This is a genomic window from Rhizobium altiplani (genome assembly GCF_001542405.1).
Classification (GTDB): domain Bacteria; phylum Pseudomonadota; class Alphaproteobacteria; order Rhizobiales; family Rhizobiaceae; genus Rhizobium; species Rhizobium altiplani.
Genome location: NZ_LNCD01000100.1, coordinates 1 through 15,077, shown reverse-complemented (window position 1 = coordinate 15,077; position 15,077 = coordinate 1). Strand labels below are relative to the sequence as shown.

Genomic DNA, 15,077 nt, shown 5'->3' with positions numbered 1-15,077 from the left:
TATAAGGCTGTGTGGTGGAGACTCCGCGTGCGATTAAATTCTCGCGCTCCACCAGTCACTGAAGCTGGTTGGCCGCCTCGGCAAGCGACTTCGTGTATTGGACTTGCAGCCATGTGAAACATAAATGGGTCCAATCCAAACAATCGATTTTACCGACCCGCAAGATCCGCATAGCGTCTTCCGGCAGTGCCCCGACCGGCCGGCAGATGATCGCCGTCTCAAAGCAAGCTCGCGGATGGCATACGAGCCTCTCCATCATTGCCAGGCAACCTCGGCAGCGGGCCTTTTTCAAGAATTTGAGGGTAAAGAATATGGAAAATTTCGTGTATTTGTTGGATTCCGACACCGCTACCTTTCGTGCTGCTGAGCTTTGTGATCGAAACAGCATTGCAGCGATCTCCGACTTAATTGGAAGCGATCTGATTCAGATGATCCGCTTCGACGACATGCACTCGCTATTTGTTGACGAAGAAGGTTTACGGGCTGGGCTTACCTCATTTACAATCTTTGACGGCTACCCGACGCCTCTTGCCGGGAAGATAGCGCTCTTGGGAGGCGACGGTAGCCAACCCTATTGTTCCCCAACGATAACAATGACTGAAGCGGCGCGACGTTTTCAATGTTGCCGGCCGGTGTTTGATCCAGTTTTTGTTCCAGCGGACCAAATGGGGCAGAAGGGCCTCGTAGTTGCAGGAGCAGTGGAAACCCTCCACGCGCGTATCGATCGCCGCACCCCGCTGCTCGTACGAGACGGCGCAACGATGAAATTCGAGATCCGGGAAACAAACCGGATCGCACTGTTCACGAGCGTGCGATAGCAGCGCGAGAAAACGAGGAGTTGAAGTGTCACACTCGCTGCGTACCGGTGCCATAGGGTCGGACGTGAGTGCAGCGGCTAGAGCTTTTCCACAGAGTGACGTAGCGCAGGGAAGATGCAGCGTGTCCGGCGGTCGACCACCCTTGGCGTTCCACGCGGCTGAGTTTGAAAGTCACCCAATCGGCGGCCAAATCGTAAGCGGATTGGCACGTCTTTCTGCCGCACTCAAACGTGGAAGAAACTGACCTGCCACTGTATTTCCCTACAATATGGATTAGAGTTCGGCCCATTGAGGCGGATTTATGAAGAAGCAGCGATTTACGGAAGAGCAGATCATAGCGGTGTTGAAGGAGCAGGAGGCCGAAGCGAAAGCGGCAGATCTTTGCCGTAGGCAGCGGATTTCCGAGACGACCTTTTACAACTGGAACGCCAAATACGGCGGCCTGTCGCCGTTTAACGTACTTTGAAATCAATCCCGCTCAAGAGGGCAACGGGTCGCGTTATTCAGTCGTTTAAACCGCTCCAGCCTCTTTCTCAGCTGCGCGTTTTGCAGCCTTAGTGGCCAGCTGAATCCTGAGCACCATGATCTCTTCATTGAGGTTCATTTTCGTCTGCAGTGTGAGTTACTTGGCAGACCTTGGGAGCGTTCGAAATCGCGGCCGCTTCCTTGCCGCGACTTCGTCGCTTGCAGATTGGTGCCTCGAGACATCGAGTGATCTCCGCAGCATCATGTGCAACGGTGACGTCGAAACCTGCACCGCCGCCGGATACAGCTGCATACCTGCCTTATCTGTAAGCGTCAAGCGCGGCGGAGATCGCCTTCAGACCACCACGAAGTTCTTCTTCCGTCGGCCACCCGAAACCAACGCGGAAGTAGTTGCCCGGCATTTGAAACCAATGGCCAGGCCCGACATAGGTGCCGTGCTCGTCGAGGAGCGATCTGTAGAAGGCGCCGGCGTCAAAGTCCGCGGAAACCTTCAGGCGCGGGAAGCCCACGACACCACCTGACGGCCTGACCCATTCGACGAGAGGCTCGCCATTAATCCATTCTTGAACGATGTCGCGGCGCCTGCGCATTTCCGGCAGCACCTTCGCGAGGAACTGCTCGCTTTTCTTGAGGAGCTCGAGAGCGACAGTTTCGTCCAGGATCGAACCGCAAATCGCGATCTGTTCCTTCGCAGAAAGGAAGCGTTCGTAGAGCACCTCGTCCTGCGTGATCAGCCACCCAACGCGGATACCCGGGATGCCGTATGCCTTCGAAAGCGAGGCTACGCTAATCGCCTTTTTGCTCAGCGAGGCAGCTGTCGGAAGCTTCGCTTCATAGCTCAGATCTCGGTAGGTCTCATCAACGAGTAGATAGCAGCCGTGATCCTCGGCGATCTGAATCAAACGGTCGAGCTCGGCGCGCGACATCGTGGTGCCACTCGGATTATGTGGGCAAGTGACGCTGATGAAGCGCGTGTTGGGTCTTAGCGAGTTTGCGACCTTATCGATGTCGACAGAAAAGCCTCTGTCGAAATCGAGATCGATATATGTGATTTCGCAACCGATCGCTTTCGGCGTTTCGATGTTCGTAGCATAGTTCGGCCGCACGACGACGAGATGGTCGTTCTGCGAAAGGAGCGTAGTAGAGATAATAAACAGAGCCCCCGCAGCACCAGGAGCCATGAGGACGTGCTCCGCAGATAGGCCGTCGTCCTTCTCGACAACCAGCTTACGCAGCTCCGGATCGCCACGATGCTCGCCATAGAGAAGCTTGACGTCCGGAATAACGACGCCGATGTCAGACAGTCTCTGATCTGTAATAGAGCTTTCAGAAAGATTGTACTTAATCAGGTCGTAGCCGTATTCTTCCGGCGATTCCTTTTCAATGACCATACGGGCGTATTTCATGAGGCTACCTCCTGTTCGAACATGTCTGCTGATGCAGACGCCTGAGGTCAGCTACCGTGAACGTGCCTTTTTCCGCTATCCTCCCAGAGGACTACAGCGTCGATCACTTGCGAGCGTTCCCAACCGCGGCCGATCTGAAACGGGCGGACTTTCATCGCCCTTGCTGCTCGAGATTCTTCGATAGAAAAATACGAACCGCTACGCTAAAACACACCAACAGCGCCGCGCTCGGCGCGCAAACCGAAAAAACCAGCAGTTGACCGCGTCCTGGTCGGGCTGGCTGGCTTCTTGGGCGGGCGAATGCTGCATACAGCAGAGTACAAGCAGATCGGCGAAATGATTGCGTCATGTCGGGAAACTGATTTTTGTGCGCGTCTTGCCGAGTGGATCCGAACGGATGCAGCTGTCGACACGCTTACGATGGTCGTGTACCGCGGCTCTGAACCGCCAATACATCTTTACGATGACTTCAGAAATGAGACGGCCCGCGCTGGGATGATGACCTATCTGACCAGCACCTACGTCCTGAACGCCTTTTTCCAAAGGCATCAGACGGGGCTCCACTCTGGCGTCTACCGCATTCGTGACCTGGCCCCCGATGCATATCTCCAAAGCGAGCTCTACAAGGGATATGAAGTGGTCCTGTCTGAGCGTGAAGAGATTGGCTATGTCACTGAAGGCTGGCCACAGGGCCTCGAAGAGATCGATATTGCAGTCTCGTTAGGAAATTTGGTTACAGCTGAAATAGGCCTCTATCGCGCTACCGACCGAGGCGGCTTTGCGGATGAGGCGATCCGACTCTTCCAAGCAAGAATGCCGGTGATCGAGGCTGCATTCCACGCCTATTGGAGCTATTCGGAATCCCGACCTGCATCTGAAGAAGAGGCGCCTAGACCGAACGCAAGGATTGGGTTCGAAACCTTTGGTGCCTGTCTAACGTCGCGTGAACGGGAGGTCGTGACAATGATCCTGCGCGGTCACTCCTCGGAATCGATTTCCTACAATCTCGGAATTTCAATCACCACCGTGAAGACCCATCGCAAACGCGCATACGAAAAACTGAATATTTCGACCCAAGCCGAGTTGCTTTCCCTCTTCTTGGAGCACGTTCAGTCGAACTATAACGCTCCGCATTGAGCTGAACAGCCTACACGAAGACTACACTGTTAATTGTCGCTTCGATCTGAGCCGCATTTCCGCTTGCGCTGATCCGCGCTTCTGGACAGGCGGTCCGGTGTTTAGCCAATTTGTTTCATATCTTAGACTTCGTCGGGCTGTTTCACCACAATGACGGCATACGTGCACTATCTCCCCGCCGGGCGGTATTTCGTTCTACGAGACGACGTTGCGAATGAAGCGAACGATCTTCTTCTCAACGTTGCAGTAGGAATAGTGCTGAGCCGTGCTGTAGGTGACAAACTCGCCCGCGGCATAGTCCCGCGCCTCGCCTGGTTGGATCAAACGCAGCGCTCCTTCGACGACAAAAAGTATTTCGTGCCATCCTTCAGGGTCCGGCTCTGCCATGCGGCCAATGGCCGAAAATGGAAATACGATCGATGTTTGCGGCTGACGTTCGAGCAGGGCTTTGCGAGGAATTCAAAAGATCCGCAAGATATTGGTTCCCATTTATCTGCTGGAGCCACCTGAAACCGAGCATTATGAGCGCTGTTCATCGATTCATGCAGTAATGCCATTTCTGATTTGATTGGCCTTATGATATCGCGCTTCGGTCACCGAATATCCCCCTTGAGAGCCACATTGAGAACCAATGTCATCACTCGGATCTGGGAAATTTCAAGAGACTGGGCGGCCGATACGCCGCGTTCCGATTGCTGCTTGCGGCAAACTCGAGCGATAAACTTTGACGAAGGTTCGATATCTCCGAACTCCGGTCAACAGCAAATAAGAGGTCTTGTATGCGCGCCGACGTGCAGTGGAAATTGCGCTGGGAAAGCGAGTTGGAACTCGCCGAACATGTCGAACTCGCCGAGTTTTTTCGAAAGACCTATGGACCAACCGGGGCCTTTAATGCAAAGCCGTTCGAGGGCAGCCAAAGCTGGGCCGGAGCAAGACCTGAGCTTCGTGCAATCACCTATGACGCTAATGGGGTCGCGGCTCACATGGGATTGCTGCGCCGCTTCATAAAGGTTGGCACAACCGATCAGTTGGTGGCTGAGCTCGGACTATATGGTGTGCGTCCGGATCTTGAGGGTTTGGGGATAGGACATTCGATCCAAGCCATGCTTCCGGTGTTGCGCGAACTGGCTGTTCCGTTTGCTTTCGGCACGGTGCGGCCCGCATTGCAAAAACACATTGAGAGGTTCGGGCGAAACTGTCCGGTGACTGTTGTGTCGGAGATTAGCGTACGATCCACGCTGCCACACGCGCGTACTGACTTGCCGCCCACGCGGGTCGAGGACCCACTTGTCATTATTCTGCCTGTTGGACGGCCAATCTCCGATTGGCCAGCCGGTACGACAATCGACCGGAACGGACCGGAGCTGTGAGGCACCTCGACTGCTTACCCGAAGCGCCGAATGCCCGTTGGCAAACTTACGCAGTCCCACGCACATTGAAATTCTGGCGATCGGGATTTGGTCACCCGTCTGTCGAAGAAACCTGCGGTTCAAAGGACTTTGATCTAAATCTCCCGGTCGTGTTCGATGCTTTGATGACCGAGCCAAACTCACTGCGGCCCGCAGATCAATCTCAGTTAGCCGGCGAAGAGGGCGGTTTACTGTCGCGGAAAGTCGAATGTTGCCGCACGTTGAAGGGAATCGAGGATGCGTAATCACAACTCGGAATGCACGAGCACACAGCTAGATCACCGGCTTGGTCATTGAACCAGCATGACCGAGCAGCAGGATTGAGCCTGGAGATGCATGATGGAAAATAGCGCTGAGAATACCGTTTTTCGATATCGTGGCTCGACGTTCGATAGCATGATCGAATCCCTCGGAGCGGTTTTCGGCACATTCGACGCCGATCTCGTCGGTCGTACTCGGGACTTCTATTGGGCGCTCGATCTTGCGGGGTGTGAAAACGCAACATTGATTACCGGTCACCATCAGACCGGGTTTCAGTTCCGCGCTCAGTGGTGTTCTGAAGCTACAGAGCATCTATCGATCGTGGTGCCTCGCAGAGGCGGCATGGGTGTCACGTACGGTTCGCGCATGGCTGAGGCCCGGGAAGAGAAATTGCTTCTTTACAGGAATTTCGAACTAGATAGCATTTCTATACAAGGGCAATCCAATTTAATAGATGAGCTGGTGCTTAATTGGTCTTTGATCCAACGGACCATTGGCGAAACTTTCGATATCCCGTTTAGCGGCTCGCTCGACCTGTTGCCCGAAGTCGACCTTTCAACGCCAGTTGGCCGGACAATCGGCAATCTCACGGAAGCGATTATCGACGGAATACGTGATAATGGTCCCCTTTGTCAGAGTCCCATAGCCACGGCTCATATTACGCAGGCGCTAGCCGATGTCGTAATACGGATGGTGCCTCATCGGTTATCGCATCTGCTGGATAAGAAGCCACACATGATTGCTCCCGGCCACGTCCGCCGTGGGATCGAGTTCATGTGTGCCAATGTTAACCAGCCGATTACAATGCCAATGGTGGCAGATGCAGCGGGTGTTTCCACCAGGGCACTCGAAGCAGGTTTTCGTGCTTTCAAGAATACAACGCCGGCAGCTTATCTACAGATGCTTCGGCTCCGGGCAGCGCGCGAGGACCTGCTCGATCCAGAAAACCGCATGCTCATGAAGGAAATCTGCCTGAAATGGGGGTTCTTTCAATTCGGAAGATTCGCCGCAGTTTATAGGGCGCACTATGGAGAAAATCCCTCCGAAACAAGGAGACGGGTCTGCGGATCAAATTCTCGTAGGTCCTTCTGACAAGCGAATTGACGAAGGCGCTGGCGCGATTAACGGCAGAACCGGTCTGTGCAAGCCGGATGATGGCATCACATTGATAAGTCTCTGGGCGGATGATTGCCTCTAGCTTCCCCTCCTCAGCATCCGTCCGGTTCAGCCGCTTAATGTGATCGGCCAATTTGTCCTGCGGCCTGACCTGTTGCGCCTGACAGTAGTGCGGCAGACCGGACTCGGATCAGAGTTGCTGCGCGACCCCCAACGATAGAAACGGCAACTTAACAAGCAGCGCTTTGCGCTCTAAATTGCAGAACTCCTGTCCGAATGAATGGGACCATCTCTCTCTACCGCGTTCAATCCTCCAGTTTTAATTCCCTGTGTACCACTTCCGGCTTTAGCTTTGCGCCAGCGGCGTTGATCAAACGGGAACATAATGAAGTCGCGTACGGTGAGCGGTTCGGGCTGATTTCGCATGCCAACTTCCGGCCACTCATTCGTTTTCGGCCAGTATGCAGTACGGAAAATCGTGTCCCAAACGGTTGTAAAGAAGCCATAGTTTTTATGCCGGTGGTGGAATTCCGTGGAGTGATGAATACGATGGAATTTATTATCGCCGATGAGGTACCGAAGTGGCCCCAAATTAAAGCGTGTGCTAGAGTGGGAAAGATGGGCCTGAAAGGTAATCAGCGCCATGGCAGCAACGGGCACGACGCCTGATTCGAAGTGAATTAGCGCGAGTGGGAGTGCTACAAACGCCGCGTAAACAAATGGCTCGGAAATATGGTGGTTGCAATTCCACGCCGTCAGTTCGCGGATTGAATGATGGGTCGCGTGCAGGCGCCACAGAAATGGAACGGCGTGCTGAGCACGGTGCATCCAGTAGTAAAAGAAGTCACCAGCAATCGCGACTAGAACGCCCGAAAGGACGGCGAAGCCAGTATTGGCGATCGGGTTATTAGAGTGAAGCAACGCACCAAAATTGATCGTTACGAGCGGCTTAACCCCCAACCATTTCAAACCCAAAGCGTAGAAGTGCCAAATTAAAGTGCCGCATCCGATACGGATAATCCAATTCCGCGCACCGCGAATGTACGAGGCAAAGCTGTATCGGTAAGCCGGAAAGATCACCTCGAGCACAACGCATGCGGTAGCGAAAATCGCAACCAATTTAAACGCTTTGACGAAGAGCTGGGCCATTTCCCCAACATCGAGAACGTGCATTTTGATTGCTCCGAAGAATTGGCGAACAACAAAATGCACTATGCGGAATTTACCTAGATTGCAAAATCGATTGTTTGGATGATGAGTATCCATCTCCCAAATGATTCTCTCCACTCCATTGACAGGAATGACCCGTTCTTCGGACGGCTCTCTCGCAAATGTGCTGATTGAGATCGCCCAGTGTTCTCGCGTCAGATCCTCACGGCCTGCATGGATCACTTGGACTGCCGCAGGGCCAAGCTGCAAGGGTAATTGCTTTGGTTTATTCGACGTTTGGATGTATCTCATGACATCAATTAATTACCCAATGGTCCGATGAAGGGTAAATAGGTTTCGCTGAGACGCTCAATCACAAGGGGTATCTGCTACGGTTCGGACCAATTGGTCTCGACCCGCCTTCTCGTGCCCTGTTTGATGCCATTCCGAGCGAAGAGTTTGCTCTCGAGCGCATCGTCAGCAAGGTCCCCAGGCAACGGCCAGTTTAACCCAACCGCCGCTGCGCGCTGCAGATTATACTGCACCGTGCTTCGCGCAATTCCCAACAGGACGGCAATCTCACGCGAGCTGGTTCCGCTTGCTGCAAGTCGCAGCATTTGTCGCAAATGTCTCATGGTCAGCCTTGTCTTTGCCGGCAACAAAATCCCCTCGTTCATCGCGAGGTATTTGATGCCAAAGTTGCTGACCAGGGAGTGATCTTCAGTGCCGAAAACTGGCCGGTCTTTGATCGGAACGGTGGCCGGCTTCAAATCGGAATGGCGGCCGGTCTTTGATCGGAATGCCGGCCGGCTTCACGTCGCAATCTGGAGGGTTATGTGAGGTCGCATATACAATGCGGAAAATGCTCGATATGAAACGCAGTCTTGCGTTCGAATGGCTGGGGAAATCAAGCCGGTTCTTTCGGAGATGGATTAGTTCGATTCTGGATATGATATCCCGCTCTGCCACCCCGCATCCTGGAATTCGCTGTCCGGCTTGATCTTTCCAGGCCGCGGCATCCGGAACCTGCCGGGTCTATCGAAGAAATGGTTTCCTTGGTTGCCGATCGCCTCCATATACTCTGGCGTGTCCTTGCGGATTAAACGGGATCAGATGATTACAGATCACGCGAACTCACCGGAATGTCAGAGCACTGCGATCTCGACAGATGTCCCATTCATGATCGTGGTGGCCGCAAGGCTGGGCGGGGAGCGGACAAGCGCACCCGCGGCATTGGGGCTGCTCCACCGGCAACGGTGCCATACCAACATTTTTGCAGTTCAGTCGCCCGACGAAGTTTTCAGATCAGAGATGAGCTGGACAACATTCGTGCTGGTCCTGGTTGATGAGGGGCTCGGCAGCTACAAGCGGTGATGTCATACGGGCCGCTTCCTGGAATAGCATGTCGCGCATCCAGACGCTTGCCGGATCACTATTGTGAAGCGCATGCCATTGCACGGCCTCGGTGAAGGGAAGATGTTGTGGCAGCGGAAGGTCGACAATTCGAAGGGGTATTGTTTTTGCTAAATGCTGCGCCAGCCGTAAGGGCATGGTTCCTATACGGTCAGTGTTGGACAGCACGGGCGCAATCATGCTGAAGCCGTGTACCACGACGTCGATGCGTCTCTTGCGACCGTGCTCGCGCAAATACCATTCCTCGAGGCCTGGCCTCCGAAAACTTCCGAACTTAGCGACAACGTGCCCCATCGACATGTATCTCTCGAATGTAAGTGGCTCTGCCAGCTGCTTGTTCGAGCGACAGCCTACGCACACGTGTAAATCGTCGAAAAGCCTCGCATGAGGATGGGCATTCGACATGAATATTTCCGGCAATATGAGAAGATCGACGTCGCCGCGCTGGAGAAGATCTTCATTGTGGTCGGCGGGAGGGAAAAATTCGAAGCTGACGCCGGGAGCTTGCCGCGCCACACGCTCCACAACTTTTTCAAAAAATACAAGAGTGACGTAATCGGAAAGCGCGATTTTGAAGCGACGATCCGATTGGGCCGGATCAAACGGCTGCCAGGAAATAATAGAGAGCTGAACTTGCAGCAGAGCCTCGCGCACCGCAGGTGCAATACCTTCCGCCCGCGCCGTCGGGATAAATTCGCGGCCCGTCATCGTAAACAGCTCATCTTGGAAATAGGCGCGCAACCGGGCGACAGCCGCGCTCATGGCCGGCTGACTGAGATTGATGCTGTGCGCCGCCGCCGTGAGCTTACGCTCAGTCATCAAAGCGTCGAACACGACTAGGAGATTTAGATCAAGTCCCTTAAACCGCATGTCTCTCTATCTATCCATAGCGTGGATCTATGCTCCCCAAACCCAACAGCATTCTTCATTAGTAATACAAATTGACATTTTCACAGCGCAGAGACCAAGTATGGAGATTTTCATTCGCGAAATGCACATTGAATGCGAATTTGAACATGGCACTGTCGGCTTGCGCTCGCGCGGGGGTCGGACAACGCGAGCGACCCATCCACCATGCGTCGCGCCGATTCAGCATATACCCGGAGTTCGTTAGCGGCGCGCAGTCCGCGTATGGTGATTTCGGAACGGTTTGCAACCAGGATCTTGGAATTCGTCACGTTCAGGTCACTGGAAGTGCTTTGACCCAAAGCAGGTACGAACCAGATAGCGCTTGCCGAAGAAACCGGCATACACGTTGATGACATCTCGAACTGGCATGGTAAGGGGAATGGTGATTTTTATAGGATTTGCGATGCTGCTGCTGCCGTGGTTGCGATTGCAGCGATATTCTTTAGGCAGTGTTCAGCGCAACTCGACGACGGACGGGAACACGTGTCGGTCGAGCAGTGGCCGCCAAGGTCAACGATCGTGGTTGAAAATCAACGAAACCTCGAATTTCTGGTACTGGCCGACAGGCTGAGGTTCCAAGGCGAAAAGCTTGAACGGCACTGCTGGGACGCCTGCCCACCGGCAGGCCACTCGAGGCCACGACGGCCGCAGACGTTTTGCGGATGACTGAGATGGTGGTGCGAGGTCACAAACACGAGGTGCATGAGCCTCCGTGTTATGAACAGAATTTATCGATCCATGAAGCAAGGAAATTTTTGATCCGACATTCCTCGTGCTATGTGCGCGGGATCACAAATTTGTCCCACCAGCCCGCCGACCGTCATCCCCGCTTGAAGACCGTCACGGGCGCGCCCGCTTCTGACAGGCCAACGCTGTCGGGAGCCAGCTTCCCGGAGAGAGATAATGAGGAACACCAAGGTAGCTATTATCGGCGGAGGCTTTGCAGGACTGCACACCGCGCGACTGCTGCATGCGGCCGAGATCGAATTCCTGCTCATCGAGGCAAGAGCCACCCTCGGCGGCCGGATCGAGACCGTGAACGAGACAGGCCAGCCGGACGCAGACGGCTTCGACCTTGGACCGTCCTGGATCTGGCCTCGAATGCAGCCTGCGATCGCCGCGCTCGTTGCCGAACTCGATCTGCTCACGTTTGCGCAAAACAGCGATGGCGACGTTGTCTTCGAGCGGATGTCGCGGGAATCGGCAAAGCGCTATCCCGGACTGAATCAGGAGCCCGAAGCACTGAGGTTCATCGGAGGATCCGCTTCATTGGTTCGTGCGCTGGCGCAAGGCTTGCCTGAGGCGGCGCTGTGGTGCGGTGCGCAAGTCACCGCGATGCGTCTCAACGAAACCGGTGTCGAGCTGTCTTTGAGATTTGCCGACGGACGTATAGAGCTGATTCAGGCGTCACAGGTGATTGCGGCGCTTCCGCCGCGTATTCTGGAGGCGACCGTCCAGTTCGAGCCGGCCCAGGAGAAAGGCACGATCGAACTGTGGAGGCAAACGCCGACCTGGATGGCGCCACACGCCAAATTTTTCGCTATCTACGATCGTCCCTTCTGGCGCGAGGCAGGATTCTCCGGGACGGCGCAAAGCATGGTTGGACCTTTGACGGAGATCCATGATGCGACCACGTACTCGGGCAAGGCAGCCCTGTTCGGCTTCGTCGGGATGGGAGCCGAACAACGTGCAGCAATCGGCGCGGTCGCGCTGAAGGAGGCCTCGATCCGCCAGTTCACGCGCATCTTCGGGCCGCAAGCTGCCCATCCACGAGCGACCCTCTACAAGGACTGGGCTGCCGACCCGCTGACTGCGACATCCGCCGACTGGTTTTCCGCCGGCCACCCGAATGGCCCTGGAGGGGGCTGGATCGCTAGCCCGTGGAAAGAGCGGCTGGTCCTAGCCGGGAGCGAGACGAGCCGAGGTGAGGCCGGCTACCTTGCCGGCGCCGTACAAGCATCTTCCCAAGCTGCCCGAGACGTCATCTCGAAACTCGTTGTCGAGCAAAGCTGAAGGATAGAGGTGGTTCGGTTTGCCTGAACAGTTCCAGGCTTTCCGCGACACAACCGCCGGGTCACAACATCAGAAGACCACCACACGAAACCTCTGGGTTCGGACTGCGGCACAGTCGCTAAGCTCGACAGAGCGATCGCCCGGGTTATGGTCGGTGGCTTGGTTGCTGCTGTGATCGCCCGCAGTTGGTCATCTGGACCCTCGAAGCAGTTCCAGGTCACCATTTTGGGGGCAGCTTCCTCAGTCAGGCCGCACTTGCGATGCTTGCTATTCCGATCCCGTTTGCTTCCCTACGTCGGAGGCGAGACATCACAATGCGATGCCGCACGGAAGGAAAGACGCGAGACATGGCCGCCTACATGCACAAGCTCGAATAACCTCTTGCAAATATCGTGGCTCTGAACATCTCCTCGACGGTGATTGACGAGAGGGAATCAAGGCGGCGCTGGGAAATTCGCTTTCCGCGATCACGGCGAAGGCGAGCGCCCCCTCTCGCGGGCAAGCGCTAGAAAACCGTCGATGTATGATATGGTCTCCTCACCGCGCCGTACACCCAGATTGATGTTTTTCCGTATACCGGTATCGCCCACGCGTAGTGCGCGTATCGGCATTCCAACGGCGTCTTCCTGCAGCAGCCAATCCGGTAGGACCGTAACACCCCTTTTCGCACAGACGAGTTGCAGCATCAGGTCGATGGTTTCGGCCGTGCGGTGCTGACGCGGTCGGCAATGGGCGGGAACAAGGAATTTGGTGTATATGTCCAGCCGCTCCAATGTGACCGGAACCGTGATCAGTTCCTCGTCGAGAAGATCCTGTGGCTGCACGCATTTCCGGTTGGCAAGAGGATGGGTCGCATGCACCATCAGCACCAACTCATATTCGAAAACCGGCGTAAAGAGCAGGTCCGGCGCGTCCACGGGATCCGGTGTGATCAGAAGATCGATTTCGTACGCAAGGAGTGCCTCGACACCGTCGAACCGGAAAGCCGTACGCACGTCGAAATCGACATCGGGCCACTTGTCGAGATAAGACGTCGCAATCTTGGTCAGCCACCGCTGGCAGGGATGACATTCCATGCCAACACGAAGGGCTCCTCTCCTTCCCATAGCAAAATCGGTCAGGACCCGCTCGGCATGTTCCATTTGGGGCAGGACGCGTTCGGCCACAGAAAGCAGATACTCACCTGTCTGCGTCAACCGCAGCCCGCGGCCTGATTTCATCCATATCTTGATGCGGTGCCGTTCCTCGAACTTTGCGATCGTATGGCTCAAGGCGGATTGAGTGACGTTCAGCTTTTCGGCGGCCGCGGTAACGCTGCCTCGACGGCTGACTTCTCTCAGAATTGCAAGATGCTGACGATCAAGCATTATGATGCCATTTATGAACCGAAGGATCAATGACATTTCTGATCATAATGCATTGCTGCTAACCTCGTCGTCAACCAAGCTCTGCCCAAGCCTCGCGATGGACGAAGGGATACTCCAGTGATCTTTTTCGATGCGGTCGTTCGTGGCTTCCATGGCTACGATCAATCCTTCTTTTGAAAATGTGTGAGTACGTCGCTCGCTGATCACGCAGCCAGGTCGGAAGCGACCCGGTCGAGCACAGAGCAGCACTCATTGAGCTCCGACAGGCGAATGTATTCATCGACCTTGTGCGCTCGGTCGACGTTACCGGGACCGCAGATGATTGAGGGAATACCGGTTTTCGCAAAAAGCCCGGCTTCGGTCCCGTAGCTCACCGCGCGGATGGGGTTCCGGCCAGTTGCCCTCGTCATCAATGTGGCCAAATCGGAATCTTCCGGGAGTTCCATTCCTGGATATTCGGACAAGCGATCAGCTTTGACTTTGAGTCCAACCTTTTCAAGCTCGGGAAAGGCCTTGAAAATCGGTTCAAGCAGTGAGTAGGGCTCCGCGCCGGGAATGGCTCTAACCTCGACATCAAAGCTTGCGAACTGCGGTATGACGTTAAGTGACAGACCTCCTTCGATCACACCGACCTGAAGGGTCGAGTATGACGGCAAAAAGAGTTCATTCTGCTGCCCGTGCTTCAGCAGATCCGACTGAGCCACCGCCTTGGCCAATAAGGTGGACAGTCCGTGAATGGCATTGAGCCCGCGATCGGGTCTCGACGAATGACCGGCTGTTCCTTCGACTGTGAATTTGACGGCGGCCTTCCCCTTGTGCGCAAGAATCGGGATCATCTGGCTTGGCTCTCCGACAATGCAGCTCGCCGGCAAGGCGCAGATCGACGGAATTGCCTCGATCATATGGGGAACGCCTCGACATCCTGCCTCTTCGTCGTAGGAAAATGCAAAGTGAAGGGGGCGACGGAGTTTTTCCGCATTGACTCCAGCTGCGACGGCCATGGCAGCGGCAAGAAACCCTTTCATATCGCTGGTGCCGCGGCCGTAAAGGCGATCGCCCCCTTGTCGAAGCGCGAACGCCGGCGATGTCCAAGGCTGACCCTCTATGGGCACGACATCCGTATGACCCGAGAGAATGATGCCGGCTCGATCACGCGGTCCCATGCTCACGAACAGATTTGAACGATTTCCTTCCGGACCGGGCAGCTCGCTCACATGCGCGCCGAGCGCAGCGAAATAGTCCCTGATGTAAGAGACGATCGGCGCGTTCGCCGAGCCCACGACGGATGGAAAACCTATCAACTTTTCAAGAATTTCACGAGCGTTTGCCATAATGCGTACCTCCGGCGCCAATTCAGATTTCGATCAAAACGCTCTTTAGCCGACGGTTGGATTTGTAGGCTTCCTTGCCAAGGTCCTTGCCGATACCGGATGCCTTGTAACCACCGGTCGGGAGGATGTGGTCGCGCGAGCGCCCGTAACGATTGACCCAAACTGTCCCTGCCTCAACGCGTTTGACCGCCCGCATTGCCTGCGACAGATCCTTCGAGAACACGCCGGCGGCAAGACCGTAGGTTGGATGATCACTCAATTC

General features: G+C 55.2%; 13 protein-coding genes and 1 pseudogene. 6 read left to right on the top strand and 8 right to left on the bottom strand.

What is annotated here, in order from left to right; genetic code table 11:
- The first annotated feature begins 113 nt into the window (after positions 1–113).
- Entirely contained in the window at positions 114–818 is a 705-nt protein-coding gene (locus tag AS026_RS23485; RefSeq protein ID WP_245307465.1) for a DUF3846 domain-containing protein, read from the top strand.
- 301 nt (positions 819–1,119) lie between these two features.
- A pseudogene (locus AS026_RS23480) lies at positions 1,120–1,263 on the top strand (transposase); the annotation flags it as partial.
- A 340-nt stretch (positions 1,264–1,603) separates the two neighbouring features.
- Here the strand turns inward: AS026_RS23480 and AS026_RS23475 are convergent.
- A complete protein-coding gene (locus AS026_RS23475) occupies positions 1,604–2,710 on the bottom strand; it encodes an aminotransferase class I/II-fold pyridoxal phosphate-dependent enzyme (RefSeq protein WP_028748641.1) in 1,107 nt (368 codons plus the stop codon).
- Between the two features lie 300 nt (positions 2,711–3,010).
- Here AS026_RS23475 and AS026_RS23470 point away from each other — a divergent pair, with 300 nt between their 5' ends.
- Entirely contained in the window at positions 3,011–3,847 is an 837-nt protein-coding gene (locus AS026_RS23470; RefSeq protein WP_007539333.1) for a helix-turn-helix transcriptional regulator, read from the top strand.
- A gap of 195 nt (positions 3,848–4,042) precedes the next feature.
- Here AS026_RS23470 and AS026_RS44050 read toward each other — a convergent pair whose 3' ends face one another.
- Positions 4,043–4,171, bottom strand: a complete 129-nt coding sequence (locus AS026_RS44050; protein ID WP_268871451.1) for a hypothetical protein — start codon at positions 4,169–4,171, stop codon at positions 4,043–4,045.
- 455 nt (positions 4,172–4,626) lie between these two features.
- Here AS026_RS44050 and AS026_RS23460 point away from each other — a divergent pair, with 455 nt between their 5' ends.
- Both AS026_RS23460 and AS026_RS23455 read left to right on the top strand, forming a co-directional pair.
- Positions 4,627–5,217, top strand: coding sequence for a NodA family N-acyltransferase (locus AS026_RS23460; protein ID WP_028748643.1), 591 nt, complete (start codon positions 4,627–4,629; stop codon positions 5,215–5,217).
- Positions 5,218–5,592: 375 nt separating this feature from the next.
- Entirely contained in the window at positions 5,593–6,609 is a 1,017-nt protein-coding gene (locus tag AS026_RS23455) for a helix-turn-helix transcriptional regulator (RefSeq protein ID WP_028748644.1), read from the top strand.
- 276 nt (positions 6,610–6,885) lie between these two features.
- Here AS026_RS23455 and AS026_RS23450 read toward each other — a convergent pair whose 3' ends face one another.
- The 3 genes from AS026_RS23450 to AS026_RS23440 form a co-directional block, all read right to left on the bottom strand.
- Positions 6,886–8,094 (bottom strand): sterol desaturase family protein, encoded by a 1,209-nt coding sequence (locus AS026_RS23450; protein WP_235777153.1) that lies wholly within the window; start codon positions 8,092–8,094, stop codon positions 6,886–6,888.
- 77 nt (positions 8,095–8,171) lie between these two features.
- On the bottom strand, positions 8,172–8,399 hold the full coding sequence (locus tag AS026_RS44290) for a sigma factor-like helix-turn-helix DNA-binding protein (protein WP_342587571.1): 228 nt from the start codon (positions 8,397–8,399) through the stop codon (positions 8,172–8,174).
- Between the two features lie 688 nt (positions 8,400–9,087).
- On the bottom strand, positions 9,088–10,065 hold the full coding sequence (locus tag AS026_RS23440; RefSeq protein ID WP_028748646.1) for a LysR family transcriptional regulator: 978 nt from the start codon (positions 10,063–10,065) through the stop codon (positions 9,088–9,090).
- Positions 10,066–11,007: 942 nt separating this feature from the next.
- Here AS026_RS23440 and AS026_RS23435 point away from each other — a divergent pair.
- Positions 11,008–12,117 carry a flavin monoamine oxidase family protein gene (locus AS026_RS23435; RefSeq protein ID WP_062369808.1) on the top strand — a complete coding sequence of 370 codons (1,110 nt, stop codon included), beginning with the start codon at positions 11,008–11,010 and terminating at the stop codon, positions 12,115–12,117.
- Positions 12,118–12,584: 467 nt separating this feature from the next.
- Here the strand turns inward: AS026_RS23435 and AS026_RS23430 are convergent, their stop codons facing one another.
- The 3 genes from AS026_RS23430 to AS026_RS23420 all read right to left on the bottom strand — a co-directional run.
- Positions 12,585–13,484, bottom strand: coding sequence for a LysR family transcriptional regulator (locus tag AS026_RS23430; RefSeq protein WP_040679154.1), 900 nt, complete (start codon positions 13,482–13,484; stop codon positions 12,585–12,587).
- 203 nt (positions 13,485–13,687) lie between these two features.
- Positions 13,688–14,815: an acetylornithine deacetylase gene (gene argE, locus AS026_RS23425; protein ID WP_028748649.1), complete on the bottom strand. Its 1,128-nt coding sequence runs from the start codon at positions 14,813–14,815 to the stop codon at positions 13,688–13,690.
- A 22-nt stretch (positions 14,816–14,837) separates the two neighbouring features.
- Positions 14,838–15,077 (bottom strand): aldehyde dehydrogenase family protein (locus tag AS026_RS23420; RefSeq protein ID WP_131815341.1); only part of this gene is annotated, 240 nt, incomplete at its 5' end.